Here is a 16,001-nt window from a genome sequence, read left to right as displayed (position 1 = left end):
ACGGGGGTAGCCTAATCAATTAGAAGCCAAAAGGCTTCCGTACTTAGGAATCTCCTACTTCAAACAACCTGTAAGGTTGTTAAGTGGTGAGTAGTTCAAATTTGAATATTCAAATATAGTGTTAATAAATAAGAGGGGCTTTTCTTAAAAATATGGGTATCCTAATAATTGTAAATACGTATGAGAAAAAAGTACGAGGTGTAAGATGATTTTACTTGTATGTTCAATTATATTGTTTAATTTTCTATTATATAAAACAGTAAAAGGTATATCAGTAAATAAAATTGTACATTTATGGACTTTTACAATTGCATTTCAGTTATTTTTTGATGTATTTATTGATTTAAAATACAAGGGTTATTGGTACTTCACACAAGGTGTAGACTGGGTGGGTACCCCGGCTTATATCATGTTAATTCCACCTGTTAACATAATGTTTGTTAATTGGTATCCATTTGAAAAAACAATAATTATTAAAATTGGCTATTTTCTCATATGGGAAATTTTTTTATTAGGTTATGAAACGCTAGCTCTGTCACCCCATCCATTTGGTTATTTTCACTATGGCTGGTGGAATGTATGGCATTCCGCTGTTGTAAATCCAGTATTACTTATAATTGTACTTACATATTACAAATGGATTTGTAAATTAGAAGTGAAGGCATGTAAGGCGAAAATTGAATAGGGGACAGGTCGTGATTTACAACCTATTCCCTCTATTTATTCATTTATAGGAATCCGCATTATAACGGTTGTTCCTATATGTAATCGACTATAAATTTCAAGTCCATATTGATGACCATAGTAGTAGCGAATTTGTTCATGAACATTTTTTATTCCGATATGGGCCTCGTCCATTTTATTTGTAATATCATCTAGACGGTCACGTAATTGTTGAAGCTGTGTTTCATCCATCCCAACGCCGTTATCCCGAACTTTTATTAGTAAATCCATTCCTGAAATTGATGTTGAAACTTCAAGTATACCTGGTCCGTTTTTGCACTCAATTCCATGAACAATTCCGTTCTCGATTAGTGGCTGAATAGAAAAATGGAGTATCCTAACTAATTTACTTTTAGCATCTATGTTTTCGATGTATTGTATTTTATTTCCAAATCTCATTTGTTGAACCTTAACATATAATCGAGTATGCTCTAGCTCTTCTTCTAATGACACTGTTTCTTTACCGGTTTGAATATGACTTCGAAATAATCTTCCAAGTAGACCTATCATTTCACTAATATCAAGTTGTTTATTAATGACGGCTTTCATTTGAATAGATTCCAGTGCGTTTGCAAGGAAATGCGGGTTGATTTGACTTTTAAGTGCTCGATACTGTGCAATTTTTTGCTGCGCTTTTAGAATTGAAGAACGCTCAATATATGCTTGGATATCAGTAACCATTTTTCGTATTCCCTGAAAAAGAACTCCAAATTCATCTTGACGATTACTTCTTAAATTAACATTGAACCTTCCTTTCCCAACTAATTTGACCTGTTTGCTTAAATAGATAATCGGTTTAGTGACACGTGATGAGAGGAAATACATAAATAAAATTGCGGTGATAAGTGAACAAAACGCTGATCCTAGTGTAATAGTACGAAGCATGTCAGCATGCTTTGTGATTTCCTTTTCGTCTGTATATTGAACAACTTTCCAACCAGAATAAGGAGAGGTTACAAAATTAATGAAAGATTGATTCCCATCTATATCCGAATAAAAGCTTCCTTTATCCTCCTCCAATACTGTAAATAGGGACTGACTATCAAGCTTTAGCCTCAATGATGAATTGATTAGTTTTGATTGAGAATCATAAACAACCCTTCCATCAGTATCCAGAATAACGAAATTACGATTTTGATTTTCTGATAGATTTAAGATTTCTCGCAATGAATCTAGGCGGATATCAATTAATAAGACACCTAATGCATCCCTTGTTCCTTTCTTATTAATTACCCTTGCAATCGATATGACATGCTCATCCGAATTTACACGATGGAACGGTTTGTGGGTCCCTAACAAAACAATTCCGCCTTTTCGTTGTAGCGTCTGTTTGTACCATTCTGCATCCATGATGTTATTAACATCAAAATCTTCTCTTTTAATAAGTGTAGAATAGAAGACACGGTTTCCTACATAAATTTGAACACTATCGACATTTTTAATTGTCATTTCAATTGTAGTATTAAATTGTTCAATTGCATTTTGGAATTGAATATTTTGAAAGTCCTCTTTCTTAGTTGCTTTAGTTGTTATATTCCTCAGTGCATTCTGAAGTTTATCATCCATGAGTGCATTAAGAGTACCTGTTTCAACACTATGAAGGTATTGGTCAATGTTGAATGACAAATTATTAAGAATGAGATTTGAACTAGTTTGATATTCACTTTTTACAGATTGGACAGAGTATAAATAAATAATGTAAGAAATAAATAGAAGCGGAATAGTAATAGTGATGATCATCAAAACAAAAATTTGATGATTAATTCTCTTTAATTGGAAAATCTGAAATAAGTGCGTTATTTGTTTCATCTGATTACATCCTTAATTTTTTCCTATATTCTGTTGGAGTCATTTGACTGATACCTTTAAAAACTTTTACAAAGTGTTTGTAGCTTTTGTATCCTGCCATTTTGGAGACATCAGTAACGGAATAGTGAGGTTGCTCTAAACAGCGCTGAGCAAATTTAATTCTTATTTCAGATACAAAGGCCATATAGTTTTTATTTAGTTTAATTTTGAATAATCGACTCAAGTAAGATGGATTATAAAAGAAATGATCTGCTACATTACTAAGGGTTAAATCCTGCTCAATGTGATCTTTGATGTAGGTTTCAATTTGTTGGAAAAGCTCCATGTCAGAAGTGTCAGCTTCATTCGTATTTTTAGTAGAATCTTTTTCAAAATGTAACACTGTATTTGAGTTATGTTTTCTATTTTGTAATATTTTTATGGAATTTGTAATACTTAAAAGGCTTTCTTCATATTGTAATGGTTTCAATAAATAATCCTGGACTCCACCAAATTGAATAGCCTTTTTTGCATATTTAAATTCACTGTATCCTGTTAAAATGATAAATAATGTATTGGGGAGATCCTTCCGAAGTTGTCCAATCATTTCAAGACCATCCATTACTGGCATACGAATATCAGTAATAACTAGGTCTGGTTTTTCGAGAAGCGCAATATCAATACCATGACGCCCATTTTCTGCTTCGAAAATATCACGAAACCCCAGTTCTCTCCAATTGAAATATTGTTTTAACCCCTCACGTACAAGTGGCTCATCTTCAGTAATCATCAATTTATACATTGTCCCACCTCCGTTCACAGTAGAGTAAGATTAACTTGTATCTAGAATTATACTAAATAATTTGATAATTTAGTAGATTGTTCCCCCAAATACCGGAAGTCTAATGAACATAGGTAAAAAAACGACTATGAATGTAAAAACGAAGGGATTGTAGATGTTTCAAATACATTTTATGATTATCACAGGAAATGAAAACGCTTCACTGAATATTTCCGCAAATTATAAAAATAGGGGGAAATTAGATGGTAGGTGTAAAAAGGAAACTCACTTTGTTTATGGTAATGACTCTTATTCTATCTTTGTTTATTGTGGGATGCAGCAATACAACTTCTGAAAACAAGGGGAAAGATGACAATGGTGATAATGGCCAAGGAAGTTCAGAAACTGTTGAGATTACATGGTGGACATTTCCGAATTTCCAGGCATTAGATGGTGAATTAGGTAAATATGAGAAACAAATTATTGAAGCTTTTAATAAAAAGCATCCTGAAATCAAAGTAAATCTTGAAATGATTAGTTTTGAAGGTGGACCTGAAAAACTTAATCTTGCGATTGCATCGAATACCTCACCAGATATGATCTATGATGCTCCAGGAAGGATTATTGATTGGGCTAAAAAGGATTTACTAATGCCACTTAATGATATGTTTCCAAAAGAAGTAATGGATGATATTTCTCCAGCACTCATGAAACAATCAATGGTCGGTGATGATGTGTATATGTATCCTTTTAATACTGGTCCGTTTATGATGGCAGTTAACAAAACAATATTTGAAGAAATTGGTGAGCTTGATTTATTACCTTTGGATCGTCCAGACCGTACTTGGACGGTTGATGAATATGAGAAAGCGCTACTTGCTGTGAAAGAAAAAGCTCCAGACGTCATTCCATCAGGCTTCTATGCAAAAAGTGTCGCCGGGGACCAGGGGACTCGTGGATATATTACGAACCTTGGTGGAAGTAGATTTTTAAATGAGGATTATAGTGAGGTAGCAATTAATTCACCAGGTGGTGTGAAGGGACTTGAATGGGTGGTTGAAGCATCCAAAAAAGGATTGGTAGCACCAGGATCTGCATCACTAGCTGCAAGTGATCATAATGACTTATTTTTACAAGGGAAAATGGCATTTGCCATTAACTATTCTGCTGTTCTAAAATCACTATTTGCTCCTGATAAAACTGTAGAATTTGAAGATATATTACTTCCTTATCCAACTCCAGATGGTTCTGATCCAAAGCTTGAACCATTCTTAGGTGGTATGGCTGTATTTAACAATGATGATGACAAAAAGGCAGAGGCTGCAAAGAAATTAATCGACTTCATCGTGAATGATCCTGAATGGGGTAAGAAAAATTTAATTCAAACCGGCGGTTTATCAGCGCGTAATTCAATTACAGGTGTATATGAAGGTTCTGAATATGAATATTCGGAGCTTGCACGAAAATTCATTACAGATCCTCCAACAATTGCGGATGGTTATGCGGAAATTCGTACGTTCTGGTTCCCTGCACTTCAAGAAGCTATTCTTGGTACAAAAACAGCCCAAGAGGCTTTGGATAATTTTGCTGAAAAGGCAAACGAGGCAATCAAGAAGGGTAAGGAGAAATAAGTAATTTCAACTTTTTATACAGGTTTTGAATTGGGGGTAGCGTGTGATTCTACGCTACTCTCTTTCAATAAAAAATAGAATAGGAGAATATAAAATTGATAGCTACTGTTCTTAAGTTAAAGAAAAATGTCTATCGTGATTGGCTCATGAGTTATTTATTTTTATTACCTGCATTAACATTTTTCCTGATTTTTGTTCTATTTCCAATGTTAAAAGGTGGATATATGAGCCTCTACGATTATACCATTACAAGTTTCGAATTTATTGGATTTGATAACTATATGACCCTCTATCACGATGAAACCTTTCATAAATCATTGAGAAACACGATTATTATTGTCGCGGTAGCAGTACCAATCGTCATTATGTTCTCGCTATTTGTTGCGATGGCTATATATAAGAGGAGTGAATTTACAAGGTCCTTTTTTAGAGGTGTTTTCTACCTTCCTGCCGTTACCTCAGTGGTTAGTGTTACGGTTGTGTGGGGATGGATCTATCATCCAAACTTTGGAGTACTTAACTATATTACTGGATTCTTTGGTATGGAGCCTATTTCTTGGCTAGGTGATACTAGAACGGCATTAATGGCAATAACCGTTATTTTGATTACAACATCTGTTGGTCAACCGATCATTTTGTATATTGCTTCTCTAGGAAATATTCCTACAACTTATATCGAGGCAGCGCAAATTGATCGTGCAACACCAGGGCAAATATTTAGAAAAGTAATATGGCCATTGCTTATGCCAACAAATTTATATGTCATTGTTATTACGACGATTAATTCATTTCAGATCTTCGCACTCATACAACTTCTTACATCAGGAGGGCCTGTATATAGCACATCGACTGTTATGTATGGAGTATATGAACAAGCTTTCCTTCTTGGTAACTTCGGTTTGGCTTCCGCTATGGGTGTAGTTTTAGCCATTATCATCGGAATTATCTCGTTAATTCAATTTAAATACTTTGGCAGTGATGTTGAGTATTAGAAAGTGGGGAACATTGTGAAATCACAAACCGAATACAGAGGACATGAGGAAGTAAATCAAACTGATTTGAAGACTAGGAAACAATTAGTACGTGCGATAAAGAAAAGTAAATTTGTTTTTCGACCTTTTAGAATAATTTCAATACTCATATTAACACTTTCAGCAATTTTTTTTATTTTTCCTTTTTATTGGATTGTTACAGGTGCATTTAAGGCACAAGTTGTTGCCACAACGATACCACCTGAATGGTTTCCACTCCAACCAGTTTTGGATAATTGGATAACTCTATTTAATAATCCAGTTTGGCGGTGGACATTTAATAGTTTTTTTATATCGTTCAGTGAAATGGTTGCAGTATGCTTTGTTAGTGCGACGGCAGGATTTGTTCTTGCAAAAAAGGTATTTCCAGGGCGAAAGCTTATTTTTACAATCTTAATTGCTGCTATGGCACTTCCGAAACAAGTTATTTTAGTACCATTATTTACGATGTTAGCTGACTTCGGCTGGGTAGATACTTATAAAGGTCTCATTCTTCCGGCAATAGGCTGGCCATTTGGCATTTTCCTAATGAAGCAATTTTCTCAAACAATTCCTAATGAACTTTTGGAAGCTGCAAAGATGGATGGTGCTAGTCAAATTCGAACCTTTATTTCAATCGTTCTACCAATGCTCAAACCAGCAATTGGAGCTTTAGCTATTTTTACATTTATGTTGAGTTGGAATGATTATTTTAGTCAACTCGTTATAACACGTTCAACCGATATGATGACCCTACCTCTTGGTGTGGCGACGATGCAAGGTGAATATAAAACAGATTACGGAGTAATGATGGCAGGTGCTACACTCGCATCCATCCCGATGATTACGATTTTCTTATTGTTCCAAAAGTCTTTTACTCAAGGAATTACACTTGGGGCAGTAAAAGGATAATTGATACGAGTACGTGAAGGGGGAAGGGAATATGGAAAAAATGGATATAAACAAGTTCCGGGGCATTTTTGTGGCTATGTACTCAGCTTATGATGAAGAAGGTGAGGTAAGTATTAGTCGCGTGAAAGAACTTGCACGCTCATATGTTCATACAGGTGTGAGAGGCCTTTATATTTGTGGAAGCTCTGGAGAGGGAATTCTTCAGACTGCTGAAGAGCGGAAAAAGGTTGTAGAGGCAGTGATGGATGAAGTAGGCAAAGTATTAACAGTTATTGTGCATATTGGTGCAAATTCAACTCGTGAAAGTGTCGAGCTCGCTATCCATGCTGAAAAGAATGGTACAGATGCTGTTTCTGCTGTACCAGCAATTTACTATCGCTTATCAGAAAAGGCAGTTGAGACACATTGGCAAAAGATGATCAATGCATCATCATTGCCATTCATTATTTATAACATACCGCAAACAACTGGATTTCATTTAACTCAACCATTATTTATGAAGATTGCCAAACAAGATAAGGTTATCGGCATTAAAATGTCTGGTGAAAGTGTGTTTGAATTACAGCAATTTAAAGCAAATGCCGGCAAAGAGTTTATCGTTTATAACGGACCAGATGAGCAATTTTTAGGTGGAAGAATGATGGGGGCGGATGGAGGTATAGGTGGAACCTATGGGGTCATGCCGGAGTTATTTTGTAAGGTAGATGCTTTTATTATGGAAAATAAGTTTAAAGAGGCACAAGAACTTCAATTTAAAATAAACAGCATTATAAAAAGACTGCTAGATTATCCATCTTTATATGGAGCATGTAAGTATATTCTCTCCTTAAGAGGTATTGATACTGGGGTTCCAAGGCTTCCGTTATTACCAGTTTCACCTACAGATTATCAATCCCTAACAATGTTGAATGAGGAAATTTTAAAGGTTATTCAAGAATATACAAACATAAAAGAAAAGGAGATGATGGGATGACCTCTCTATCTTTTCTGTCAGAGATTAATAAGAAGTTAATCGTTTCTTGTCAAGCCCTAGAGGATGAACCACTACATGGCTCTGAAATAATGGCGAAAATGGCGCAATCTGCTAAAAAAGGCGGGGCAAGTGCAATAAGAAGTAATTCTGCCATAGATGTGGCAGCAGTAAAAAAACAAACGGGACTTCCTGTGATTGGTCTTATTAAGCGTAATTACCCTGATAGTGAAGTGTTTATTACACCTACACTTAAAGAAGTATTGGAGTTGCTTGCTGTTGAGCCGGAGGTCATTGCTCTAGATGCAACAATTCGAGAAAGACCGAATAAAGAGAGATTGAAAGATTTGGTCCAATATATCCATGAAAATAGTGATTCCTTAGTAATGGCTGATATTGCAACATTAAAAGATGCGGAATATGCAATTGATTGTGGAGTAGATATGGTATCAACGACACTTTCTGGATATACTTCTGACAGTCCGAAGCTTGAAGGACCAGATTTTGATTTAGTTGAGCAACTCTGCAATACAATGAAAGTACCTGTTATAGCAGAGGGGCGGATTAGTACACCTGAACAAGCACGAAAAATGTTGGAATTAGGGGCTTGGTCAATTGTAGTTGGAGGTGCAATAACTAGGCCGCATAACATAACAAAAAGTTTCGCAGAAGGTATTCGATTAACATGAGGCATTATCTAGCATTTGATATTGGTGGAACAAAAATAAAATATGGGATAGTGAGTGAAGTGGGTACGGTCACTTCGCATGGTTTAATCGATACGGATGCACATCTTGGTGGTTGTGCCATTATTGATAAAATAATTAATTTGGGCAAAATATTGATAAAAAGGTATTCAGTTCAAGGGGTTGCTATAAGCACTGCAGGACAAGTTAATTTTCATACAGGAGTTATTGTTGCTGCAGGAGTAACCATTCCGCATTATCAAGGTGTTGATGTGAAAAGCTCTGTTAGTAAAGCTCTCAAGCTACCAGTTGAGGTAAGAAATGATGTGGATTGCGCAGCACTGGGTGAGCAATGGTTAGGTAATCATCATACAAAAAATTTTATTATGTTAACCATTGGTACTGGAATTGGTGGGGCAATCGTAATTGACGGGAAACTCTATTCTGGACATTCATTTAGTGCTGGTGAATGGGGATACATGAAGATTGAGGGAGAACCATTTGAACAAAATGCCTCAATGTCTGGCTTAGTTCGAATTGTTCAAGAGCTAAAAGGTGACTACAACTGGACGGGAAAAGAAATATTCGACTTATACGATCAAGGAGATGCGGAAATAAAAGGAGCAATATCACGGTTTTACAAATATCTAGCAATTGGGATATCCAATCTTATTTATATTTTCAATCCTGAAAGGGTCATTATCGGTGGGGGAATTACAGCTAGGGGAGATATTTTTTTACAAGAAATCCAGGAAGAAATACAGAAATATCTACAATCTAATTTCTTTATAAACACCTCAATTGTTTTAGCGAAACTTGGAAACCACGCAGGGATGATTGGAGCAGTGTATCACTTTTTACAGAAACATCCATAAAGGTAAGAGGGGACAGTTCCAGAGAAAATGGGATTGTCCCTATTCTTCATTATTGCTATTTTTTTATGACATATGGTAAGATTCAAATAATTTTAGTTGTTGGAGGATCGAAGCTATGAGGTATGTAACATTGACACAAATATATAATCATCGTATAGCTCAAAAGTATTTATCACGTTCTGGAATTGCCCATGCAATTGCATGTGCATATCATGCATTTAAATTAGCAAAACAAAAAAATGTATCTGTGGATCTTGCAACGAAGGCGGCATTACTCCATGATATGGGACATTACACCTGGTATAAAAATGGGAAATGGGATTATAGCTTATATAAACAAAATGATATTCATGCAATTAAAGGTGCAGAAAGAGCTCATAAATTATTGATTCGATTAGGTGAAAATCCACAATATGCAAAGGATATTGCATTTGCAATTTTATTCCATACAGACTCCTATATTAAAGATAGCTATATCCAACGAACACCCCTTCAACAAATTACAAAACTAGCAGATGAGATGGATGAAGAAGAAGGTGGTCTGCATCATTATCGTAAAATTGATGAAGAAAAGGCAATTAAAATGATTGAACGATTAGATCAAATGGTAGAAGAGGAGATAAAGAGTAATCCTCAAGGTAAGCCCTCGTAAATACCCACTTAAATAAAATGAAAAACCTATTAAATCATGACTATTTCACCTAATAATAATAAAGGGAATTTTCGAATTTCATAGAATATACAAGATGAATAAGTTTTTTCGAGAATGTAGAAATGGTGGAGGATGGTGATTTAATTGAATCAATTAAGAGATGAATTTGATCTAAGTGATGAAGTTAAGCGTATAATCATTAACGGTATTAAGCTAGGTTTATCACGCTTTTACAGTGAAAAGGAAGGGAAACCAGAAATCCAAACTGCGAGAAACTTTATTTCCCGAAAGCGGGCCTCCTATGTTTTTGACTCCATTTACCATCTTGCAAATCAACATCTAGAACAGAATATCATTGCCGAAATCCGAAGTGCGGGGTTATCTTACGAATATGTTTTACTAGTGATAGAAGATCGAAATATAATGATCACCTTCAGTCAGGAAAAACACCATGATGACCTACCAGAATATAGTGAATATAGAAGTGAATATACGGAGGGAAATGGTCGATTCGATCCCCAGTTAACACTTTTTGAGGAAATCGAGACAAATCATAAAAAATATAAACATTTAATTGTTACATATAACGGGTCAAGTGGCCCAGATCCAGAATTCGTCTGGATTGGTGCAACTAATAAAGGACAAACCGCTTGGATCTATCATCAGGATTTGATGGTAGGGATACAGAAAAATTGCCCAGCAACATTCGTGAGTGGAATCAAATTAGGAAATTAAAAGGTGAATGTTTTTCCGTAAAATGGTAACCCTAAAGTCAATATTGTTAAAATATTGAATGGAGGGTTAAGTGTGACAAACAGCAACCCAAAAAGTGGAATGTTACCTCAGAATCCTGAGCCATACTGGTGGGAATCGATAGAATTACCAGAGTTCCCTAAATTAGAGGATGATCTTGATGTAGATGTAGTAATTGTAGGAGGAGGGATTACTGGACTCACTGCAGCTTATCTATTAGTAAATGATGGTTTAAAGGTAGCTGTGTTGGAAGCGGGAAAATTGGTAAATGGTACATCCGGACATACAACAGCAAAAATTACCGCACAGCATGACATTATCTACGATGAGTTCATCACTAACTTTGGTCAAAGCAAAGCAAGGCTGTATTATGAAGCCAATATGGATGCTTTACATTTTATCGAACGAACAGTTCAGGAGCACAAAATTGAATGTGAGTTTAATCATCAAGATGCATATGTGTACGCAACGACTGATGAGTACGCTAAAAAGCTAGAAACTGAAGCAAGGGCGTATAAGACAATTGGAATAGAAGGCGGCATTGTGGAACAAATTCCTTTTAATATTCAAATTAAAAAGGCACTCGTTATGAAAAATCAGGCACAATTCCATCCAGTGAAATATCTTGCCCATCTCATAAAAATTATCAAAGAAAAAGGCGGCCTAATCTTTGAGCACACTGTGGCAGTAAATGTAGAAACTGAAGAGCATCCAACAGTTCTAACTCGGGATGGAAAAAGGGTATCTGGTGGTTTTATTCTTGCTTGCTCACATTTCCCGTTTTATGAAGGGCTGGGATTATATTCTGGTAGAATGCATGCAAGCCGTTCTTACATACTCGCTGTAAAAACGAAGGAAAGCTACCCGGGTGGAATGTATATTAGCGCTGATAAGCCAAACCGTTCCCTTCGTTCAGTCAAACATAATGATGAGGAAATGGTATTAGTTATCGGCGAAAGTCATAAAACAGGCCAGGGAACAGACACAATGAACCACTACAAGGCATTGGAAGACTTTGGCAACCAGGTTTTTGATCTTCAGGAGGTTGCTTATCGTTGGTCTGCACAAGATTTAGAGACCTTGGATAAAATTCCATATATTGGAGAGGTTACATCTGGACAGCCACGCGTTTTAGTCGCAACTGGATATCGAAAATGGGGTATGACGAACGGGACAGCTGCGGCAATATTACTAAGAGATATCATATTGGGTAGACGTAACCCATATCGGGAGCTATATTCACCCGCACGATTCTATGCGCATCCTAGTCTGAAAAACTTCTTAGTCTCAAATGCAGATGTTGTTAAACATTTAATTAAAGGAAAAATCGAACTTCCTCAAACAAATGTTGACGAATTAGCCAACGGAGAAGGTGCGGTTATTTCTGTAAATGGTCATCGAAAAGGTGCTTATAAAGATGATGAAGGAAAAGTATATATTGTAGATACGACTTGTACACATGTTGGCTGTGAGGTGGAATGGAATAGTGGTGATAGGTCTTGGGATTGTCCATGTCATGGTTCAAGATTCTCCTATACCGGGGAAGTTCTAGAAGGTCCAGCCGAAAAGCCGTTACAGAATTATGATTATACAATGCTTGATAATCTAATTTCGGAGGATTCAGGCTATTGATGAAATCTGCCTCTTTTTTTTCAGAGGCAGATTTTTATTTGAGATGGGTGTGCGCTTATAAGATTTCTACAAAGCTCCTAAATAACCGGATAATATTCCTCATATCTTGGATTCGCATAAAAAGGTGGTCTTGGTCCAATCATTGGCAACTGAAATTTAACTGGGTCTTCATTATATTGAATATTTACCTTTTCATTTGAAAACGGGATTAATAATAATTTTACCTCTGGATTGTAGTAATATTCCATTTGTAAACCTCCTTGGCTCTATTTCTGACTATATTATTCACTTACATCCATACCGGAACTGTCCCTCCAATTAAGATTAGACACAATCGATGCTCATATTACATAAAGTAATCTGATGTTGTTTTGATTTGGGGGATTGATAAAAAATGACTAATGGAGAACTAGATAAAAATAAGTATCCGATGCATCCTAATTACGGTAAGATTACGCAATTTGAGGAAATTGCGATTACAGTACCAGAGCAGCGCCAATATCATCAGCCGGGAATTGAAAGCTTAATGGTTCCGAGACCGATCATTGAAAATCCAAATTATCAAGGTAGTGGAAAATTAGAAGGCAAGACAGCATTAATAACAGGTGGTGACAGTGGAATGGGTGCTGCCGCAGCGATTGCATTTGCGAAGGAAGGGGCCAATGTTGCGATATCGTATTTGGAGGAGCATGAAGATGCAAATCGTACGAAGAATAGAATTGAAGAGCTTGGACAAAAATGTTTGTTATTACCGGGTGATCTTAGGAACAAACAACAATGCATCAATATTGTAGAAAAGACCATTGAAACCTTCGGAAAACTTGACATACTGTGCAACCATGTAGGCATCCAATTTCAACAATTAAGCTTACTAGATATCTCTGATGAACAATTCGATGATACATTTAAAGTGAATATTTACTCATACTTTTATACAACCCGTGCAGCACTTAAATACTTAAAAGCAGAAAGCTCAATTATAAATACTGCCTCCGTTGTTGCATTTGACGGAAATGATCAATTAATTGATTACAGCGCGACAAAAGCTGCAATTGTTGGCTTTACCCGATCCTTAGCAAGAAACTTGGTGAGCAAAGGAATTCGTGTAAATGCGATAGCACCTGGCCGAATATGGACTCCATTAATTCCATCAAGTTTTTCTGCAGATCAAGTAACCCTTGCAGGCAATCCAATGGACCGCCAAGGCCAACCATTCGAAGTTGCACCTACATTTGTTTATCTTGCATCGAATGATTCAAGATTTGTAACCGGACAAACATTACATGTGAATGGAGGACAAGTTTTTTCTTAAAGCTCAAGCATAGCAATCTTGTTAAAAAACTGCTATAAATTAATATTTAGCCTGCTTCCACTCTTCATATAAAATTGCATAAAAATATTCGTCCCACCACTCACTATTATCATTTTTTGAGTTCATAATTCAAAATGCACCTCCAATCGTTAGTTATGTGTCTAACAATTGGAGGTGCTGTTCAGGTGTGTGTTGTTTATCCGCCGCTATATACACTTTCACATGTATTAGCCTGTGGTTCATAGTAACAATGTTGTTTAAATTGTCCAGTAAATGGTTGACCGTACCATGTAGGTGGACATGAAGCATACGGATTAAAATACCAAAGAGCAAACTTAGATGGATGATCACGCCAATAGTCTAATGTTTGTTTTGCTAATCTTTTTTCAACATCTCTTGCTCTGTTATAAAAAACATTACCTTTTTGCACTGCTTCAAAAGAATAATTTCCTCCTTGCACTTGATAAATGACTTGAGGTATAGACCTTAAACCTTTAAAATCTAAACAATTTGCTTTTAGTCGATTTACAATTACATTACCAACCATTAGCATTCCGAGGCGCCCTTCACCTTCGGCTTCTGCCCTCATCATCCTTGCCATTAAAGCAATGTCACTGTCGATGTATTTTACTCTAGCCATTTTTTTTCACCTCTAAAAGTATTGTATTAACAAAAACCTACAAAAATGTTAACGAGTTTAGTTCTGGGAAAAGAATTAAATGGAAAGAAAATAGGAAGAAATCGCATAGCGTATAAAAAAGTGTTTGAAATTCGAATGTTTATCGACAATTAATTGGGACTACAGTACTAGAGATTTTGACAGTGTTGTGAACACTAGTTAAAGTGTGATTTAAATCACACGCGAAAAAGTTGGTATTTACTATACTAACGTTGGTAATGTGATAAAACACATCATAAATAGACAACTAGATTAGAAGGAGTGGCTCGAGTGTTACAACAAGAAACAATCGATATTATTAAATCAACTGTCCCTGTACTTGAAGAAAATGGCGAAAAAATCACGAAACGATTTTATGAATTGATGTTTGGTAATCATCCAGAATTACTTAATATTTTCAATCATGCAAATCAAAAGCAAGGGAGACAACAAAAAGCTCTAGCAAGTGCTATATATGCTGCTGCAAAACATATTGATCAGTTGGAGGCGATTATTCCAACTGTCGTCCAAATTGGTCATAAACACCGTTCACTTGGTATTAAGCCTGAGCATTACCCAATTGTAGGAAAGCACTTATTATTAGCAATTAAAGACGTGCTCGGAGAGGGTGCATCCGATGAAGTGATTCTTGCCTGGGAAGAGGCATATGGGGTAATCGCAGATGCTTTCATAGGAATAGAGAAAAATTTATATATCGAGGCTGAATCTCAAGATGGTGGCTGGAAGGATTTTCGTCCATTCACTGTGTCTAAAAAAGTGAAGGAAAGTGATGTAATCACATCCTTCTATTTAAAACCAGTTGATGGTGGGAAAATAGCGTCCTTTCTTCCAGGACAATATATTAGCATTAAGGTTAAAGATGGGAATGATTCTTTTACACATATCCGTCAGTATAGTCTATCTGATGCTCCAAATGGAGAATATTATCGAATTTCTGTAAAAAGAGAAAGATATAACAGCGAAAAACCGGATGGAAGAGTTTCAAATTTCCTTCACGATATGATTCAAGAAGGAGATCATATAGAAATCAGTGCACCTGCTGGTGAATTTGTGTATGTTCCAGATGAAAATCCTATTGTATTTATCAGTGGGGGAGTAGGTATTACACCAATGATGAGTATGCTAAAAAAGGCAGTACAATCAGATGTATCAGATATTACCTTTATTCACGCAACGATGAATGGGAATGTTCATTCATTTCATAAGGAAGTCACAGATGTAGTGAATGAAAATACGAATGTGAACTATTACATAGCGTATGAACAACCTACTAATGAAGATATACAACAAAAACAATTTTCAGTTGATGGACGCCTTACTATTAAAACGTTAGAGCAATGGATACCAAGTAAGGATTCAATTATTTACACTTGTGGCCCTGTACCATTTATGCAAGCAGTCTATAAAATGCTGCGCGAACTTGGGATTGAAACCGATCAAATCCATTATGAATTCTTTGGACCAGCTCTTGAATTAAATTGAAACTAATAAATCATTTGTATCAAAGCACCTACTATTATTGAAAAAATAGAGTAGGTGCTTTTTTTACTCTTAAATGCTGACACTTTTTTAATCATAAAAATGATAAAATAAGGTT

The 16,001-nt window shown here is 35.9% G+C and carries 16 protein-coding genes; 12 read left to right on the top strand and 4 right to left on the bottom strand.

The window, feature by feature from the left end; all coding sequences use genetic code 11:
* The first annotated feature begins 205 nt into the window (after positions 1-205).
* Complete coding sequence (locus MJG50_RS01895) at positions 206-685, top strand: hypothetical protein (RefSeq protein ID WP_240252309.1); 480 nt, start codon at positions 206-208, stop codon at positions 683-685.
* A 35-nt stretch (positions 686-720) separates the two neighbouring features.
* On the opposite strand, the gene MJG50_RS01890 is transcribed toward MJG50_RS01895, so the two are convergent.
* The gene (locus tag MJG50_RS01890) at positions 721-2,532 is read right to left on the bottom strand and encodes a cache domain-containing sensor histidine kinase (protein ID WP_240252308.1); all 1,812 of its coding nucleotides are present in this window, start codon (positions 2,530-2,532) and stop codon (positions 721-723) included.
* A gap of 4 nt (positions 2,533-2,536) precedes the next feature.
* Complete coding sequence (locus MJG50_RS01885; RefSeq protein WP_240252307.1) at positions 2,537-3,313, bottom strand: response regulator transcription factor; 777 nt, start codon at positions 3,311-3,313, stop codon at positions 2,537-2,539.
* A gap of 242 nt (positions 3,314-3,555) precedes the next feature.
* Between MJG50_RS01885 and MJG50_RS01880 the strand changes: the two genes are divergently transcribed.
* The 9 genes from MJG50_RS01880 to MJG50_RS01840 all read left to right on the top strand — a co-directional run bounded on the left by MJG50_RS01880 (position 3,556) and on the right by MJG50_RS01840 (position 12,413).
* Positions 3,556-4,923, top strand: a complete 1,368-nt coding sequence (locus tag MJG50_RS01880; protein WP_240252306.1) for an ABC transporter substrate-binding protein — start codon at positions 3,556-3,558, stop codon at positions 4,921-4,923.
* A 95-nt stretch (positions 4,924-5,018) separates the two neighbouring features.
* Positions 5,019-5,915, top strand: coding sequence for a carbohydrate ABC transporter permease (locus MJG50_RS01875; protein ID WP_431307244.1), 897 nt, complete (start codon positions 5,019-5,021; stop codon positions 5,913-5,915).
* A 15-nt stretch (positions 5,916-5,930) separates the two neighbouring features.
* Positions 5,931-6,845 carry a carbohydrate ABC transporter permease gene (locus tag MJG50_RS01870; RefSeq protein WP_240252305.1) on the top strand — a complete coding sequence of 305 codons (915 nt, stop codon included), beginning with the start codon at positions 5,931-5,933 and terminating at the stop codon, positions 6,843-6,845.
* A 31-nt stretch (positions 6,846-6,876) separates the two neighbouring features.
* Positions 6,877-7,818: a dihydrodipicolinate synthase family protein gene (locus tag MJG50_RS01865; protein ID WP_240252304.1), complete on the top strand. Its 942-nt coding sequence runs from the start codon at positions 6,877-6,879 to the stop codon at positions 7,816-7,818.
* Positions 7,815-8,504, top strand: a complete 690-nt coding sequence (locus MJG50_RS01860) for an N-acetylmannosamine-6-phosphate 2-epimerase (RefSeq protein ID WP_240252303.1) — start codon at positions 7,815-7,817, stop codon at positions 8,502-8,504. The genes MJG50_RS01865 and MJG50_RS01860 overlap by 4 nt, the downstream gene beginning before the upstream one ends.
* Positions 8,501-9,376: an ROK family protein gene (locus tag MJG50_RS01855; RefSeq protein ID WP_240252302.1), complete on the top strand. Its 876-nt coding sequence runs from the start codon at positions 8,501-8,503 to the stop codon at positions 9,374-9,376. The genes MJG50_RS01860 and MJG50_RS01855 overlap by 4 nt, the downstream gene beginning before the upstream one ends.
* Positions 9,377-9,491: 115 nt before the next feature.
* Positions 9,492-10,028, top strand: coding sequence for an HD domain-containing protein (locus MJG50_RS01850; RefSeq protein ID WP_240252301.1), 537 nt, complete (start codon positions 9,492-9,494; stop codon positions 10,026-10,028).
* 144 nt (positions 10,029-10,172) lie between these two features.
* Positions 10,173-10,763, top strand: coding sequence for a hypothetical protein (locus MJG50_RS01845; RefSeq protein ID WP_240252300.1), 591 nt, complete (start codon positions 10,173-10,175; stop codon positions 10,761-10,763).
* 99 nt (positions 10,764-10,862) lie between these two features.
* Positions 10,863-12,413: an FAD-dependent oxidoreductase gene (locus MJG50_RS01840; protein ID WP_240252324.1), complete on the top strand. Its 1,551-nt coding sequence runs from the start codon at positions 10,863-10,865 to the stop codon at positions 12,411-12,413.
* 77 nt (positions 12,414-12,490) lie between these two features.
* Here MJG50_RS01840 and MJG50_RS01835 read toward each other — a convergent pair whose 3' ends face one another.
* The gene (locus MJG50_RS01835; protein WP_240252299.1) at positions 12,491-12,661 is read right to left on the bottom strand and encodes a hypothetical protein; all 171 of its coding nucleotides are present in this window, start codon (positions 12,659-12,661) and stop codon (positions 12,491-12,493) included.
* Positions 12,662-12,807: 146 nt separating this feature from the next.
* On the opposite strand from MJG50_RS01835, the gene MJG50_RS01830 reads away from it, so the two are divergent.
* Complete coding sequence (locus tag MJG50_RS01830; RefSeq protein ID WP_240252298.1) at positions 12,808-13,725, top strand: SDR family oxidoreductase; 918 nt, start codon at positions 12,808-12,810, stop codon at positions 13,723-13,725.
* Between the two features lie 196 nt (positions 13,726-13,921).
* On the opposite strand, the gene MJG50_RS01825 is transcribed toward MJG50_RS01830, so the two are convergent.
* A complete protein-coding gene (locus tag MJG50_RS01825) occupies positions 13,922-14,365 on the bottom strand; it encodes a cell wall hydrolase (protein WP_240252297.1) in 444 nt (147 codons plus the stop codon).
* Between the two features lie 309 nt (positions 14,366-14,674).
* Between MJG50_RS01825 and hmpA the strand changes: the two genes are divergently transcribed.
* Positions 14,675-15,886, top strand: a complete 1,212-nt coding sequence (hmpA, locus tag MJG50_RS01820; RefSeq protein ID WP_240252296.1) for an NO-inducible flavohemoprotein — start codon at positions 14,675-14,677, stop codon at positions 15,884-15,886.
* Positions 15,887-16,001: the final 115 nt, after the last annotated feature.

The sequence above is a fragment of the Fredinandcohnia quinoae genome, from assembly GCF_022427965.1.
In the GTDB taxonomy this organism is placed as follows: Bacteria; Bacillota; Bacilli; order Bacillales; family Bacillaceae_L; genus Ferdinandcohnia; species Ferdinandcohnia quinoae.
The sequence above is the reverse complement of the archived record's forward strand: the minus strand, read 5'-3'. Positions and strand labels throughout refer to the sequence as shown.

Excerpts from the sequence above, each read along its gene's own strand:
- MJG50_RS01855 (WP_240252302.1), top strand. The coding sequence starts at position 8,501 with ATGAGGCATTATCTAGCATTTGATATTGGTGGAACAAAAATAAAATAT.
- MJG50_RS01830 (WP_240252298.1), top strand. The coding sequence starts at position 12,808 with ATGACTAATGGAGAACTAGATAAAAATAAGTATCCGATGCATCCTAAT.
- MJG50_RS01895 (WP_240252309.1), top strand. The coding sequence starts at position 206 with ATGATTTTACTTGTATGTTCAATTATATTGTTTAATTTTCTATTATAT.
- MJG50_RS01885 (WP_240252307.1), bottom strand. The coding sequence starts at position 3,313 with ATGTATAAATTGATGATTACTGAAGATGAGCCACTTGTACGTGAGGGG.
- MJG50_RS01880 (WP_240252306.1), top strand. The coding sequence starts at position 3,556 with ATGGTAGGTGTAAAAAGGAAACTCACTTTGTTTATGGTAATGACTCTT.
- MJG50_RS01860 (WP_240252303.1), top strand. The coding sequence starts at position 7,815 with ATGACCTCTCTATCTTTTCTGTCAGAGATTAATAAGAAGTTAATCGTT.
- MJG50_RS01825 (WP_240252297.1), bottom strand. The coding sequence starts at position 14,365 with ATGGCTAGAGTAAAATACATCGACAGTGACATTGCTTTAATGGCAAGG.
- MJG50_RS01850 (WP_240252301.1), top strand. The coding sequence starts at position 9,492 with ATGAGGTATGTAACATTGACACAAATATATAATCATCGTATAGCTCAA.
- MJG50_RS01840 (WP_240252324.1), top strand. The coding sequence starts at position 10,863 with ATGTTACCTCAGAATCCTGAGCCATACTGGTGGGAATCGATAGAATTA.
- MJG50_RS01865 (WP_240252304.1), top strand. The coding sequence starts at position 6,877 with ATGGAAAAAATGGATATAAACAAGTTCCGGGGCATTTTTGTGGCTATG.
- MJG50_RS01890 (WP_240252308.1), bottom strand. The coding sequence starts at position 2,532 with ATGAAACAAATAACGCACTTATTTCAGATTTTCCAATTAAAGAGAATT.
- MJG50_RS01835 (WP_240252299.1), bottom strand. The coding sequence starts at position 12,661 with ATGGAATATTACTACAATCCAGAGGTAAAATTATTATTAATCCCGTTT.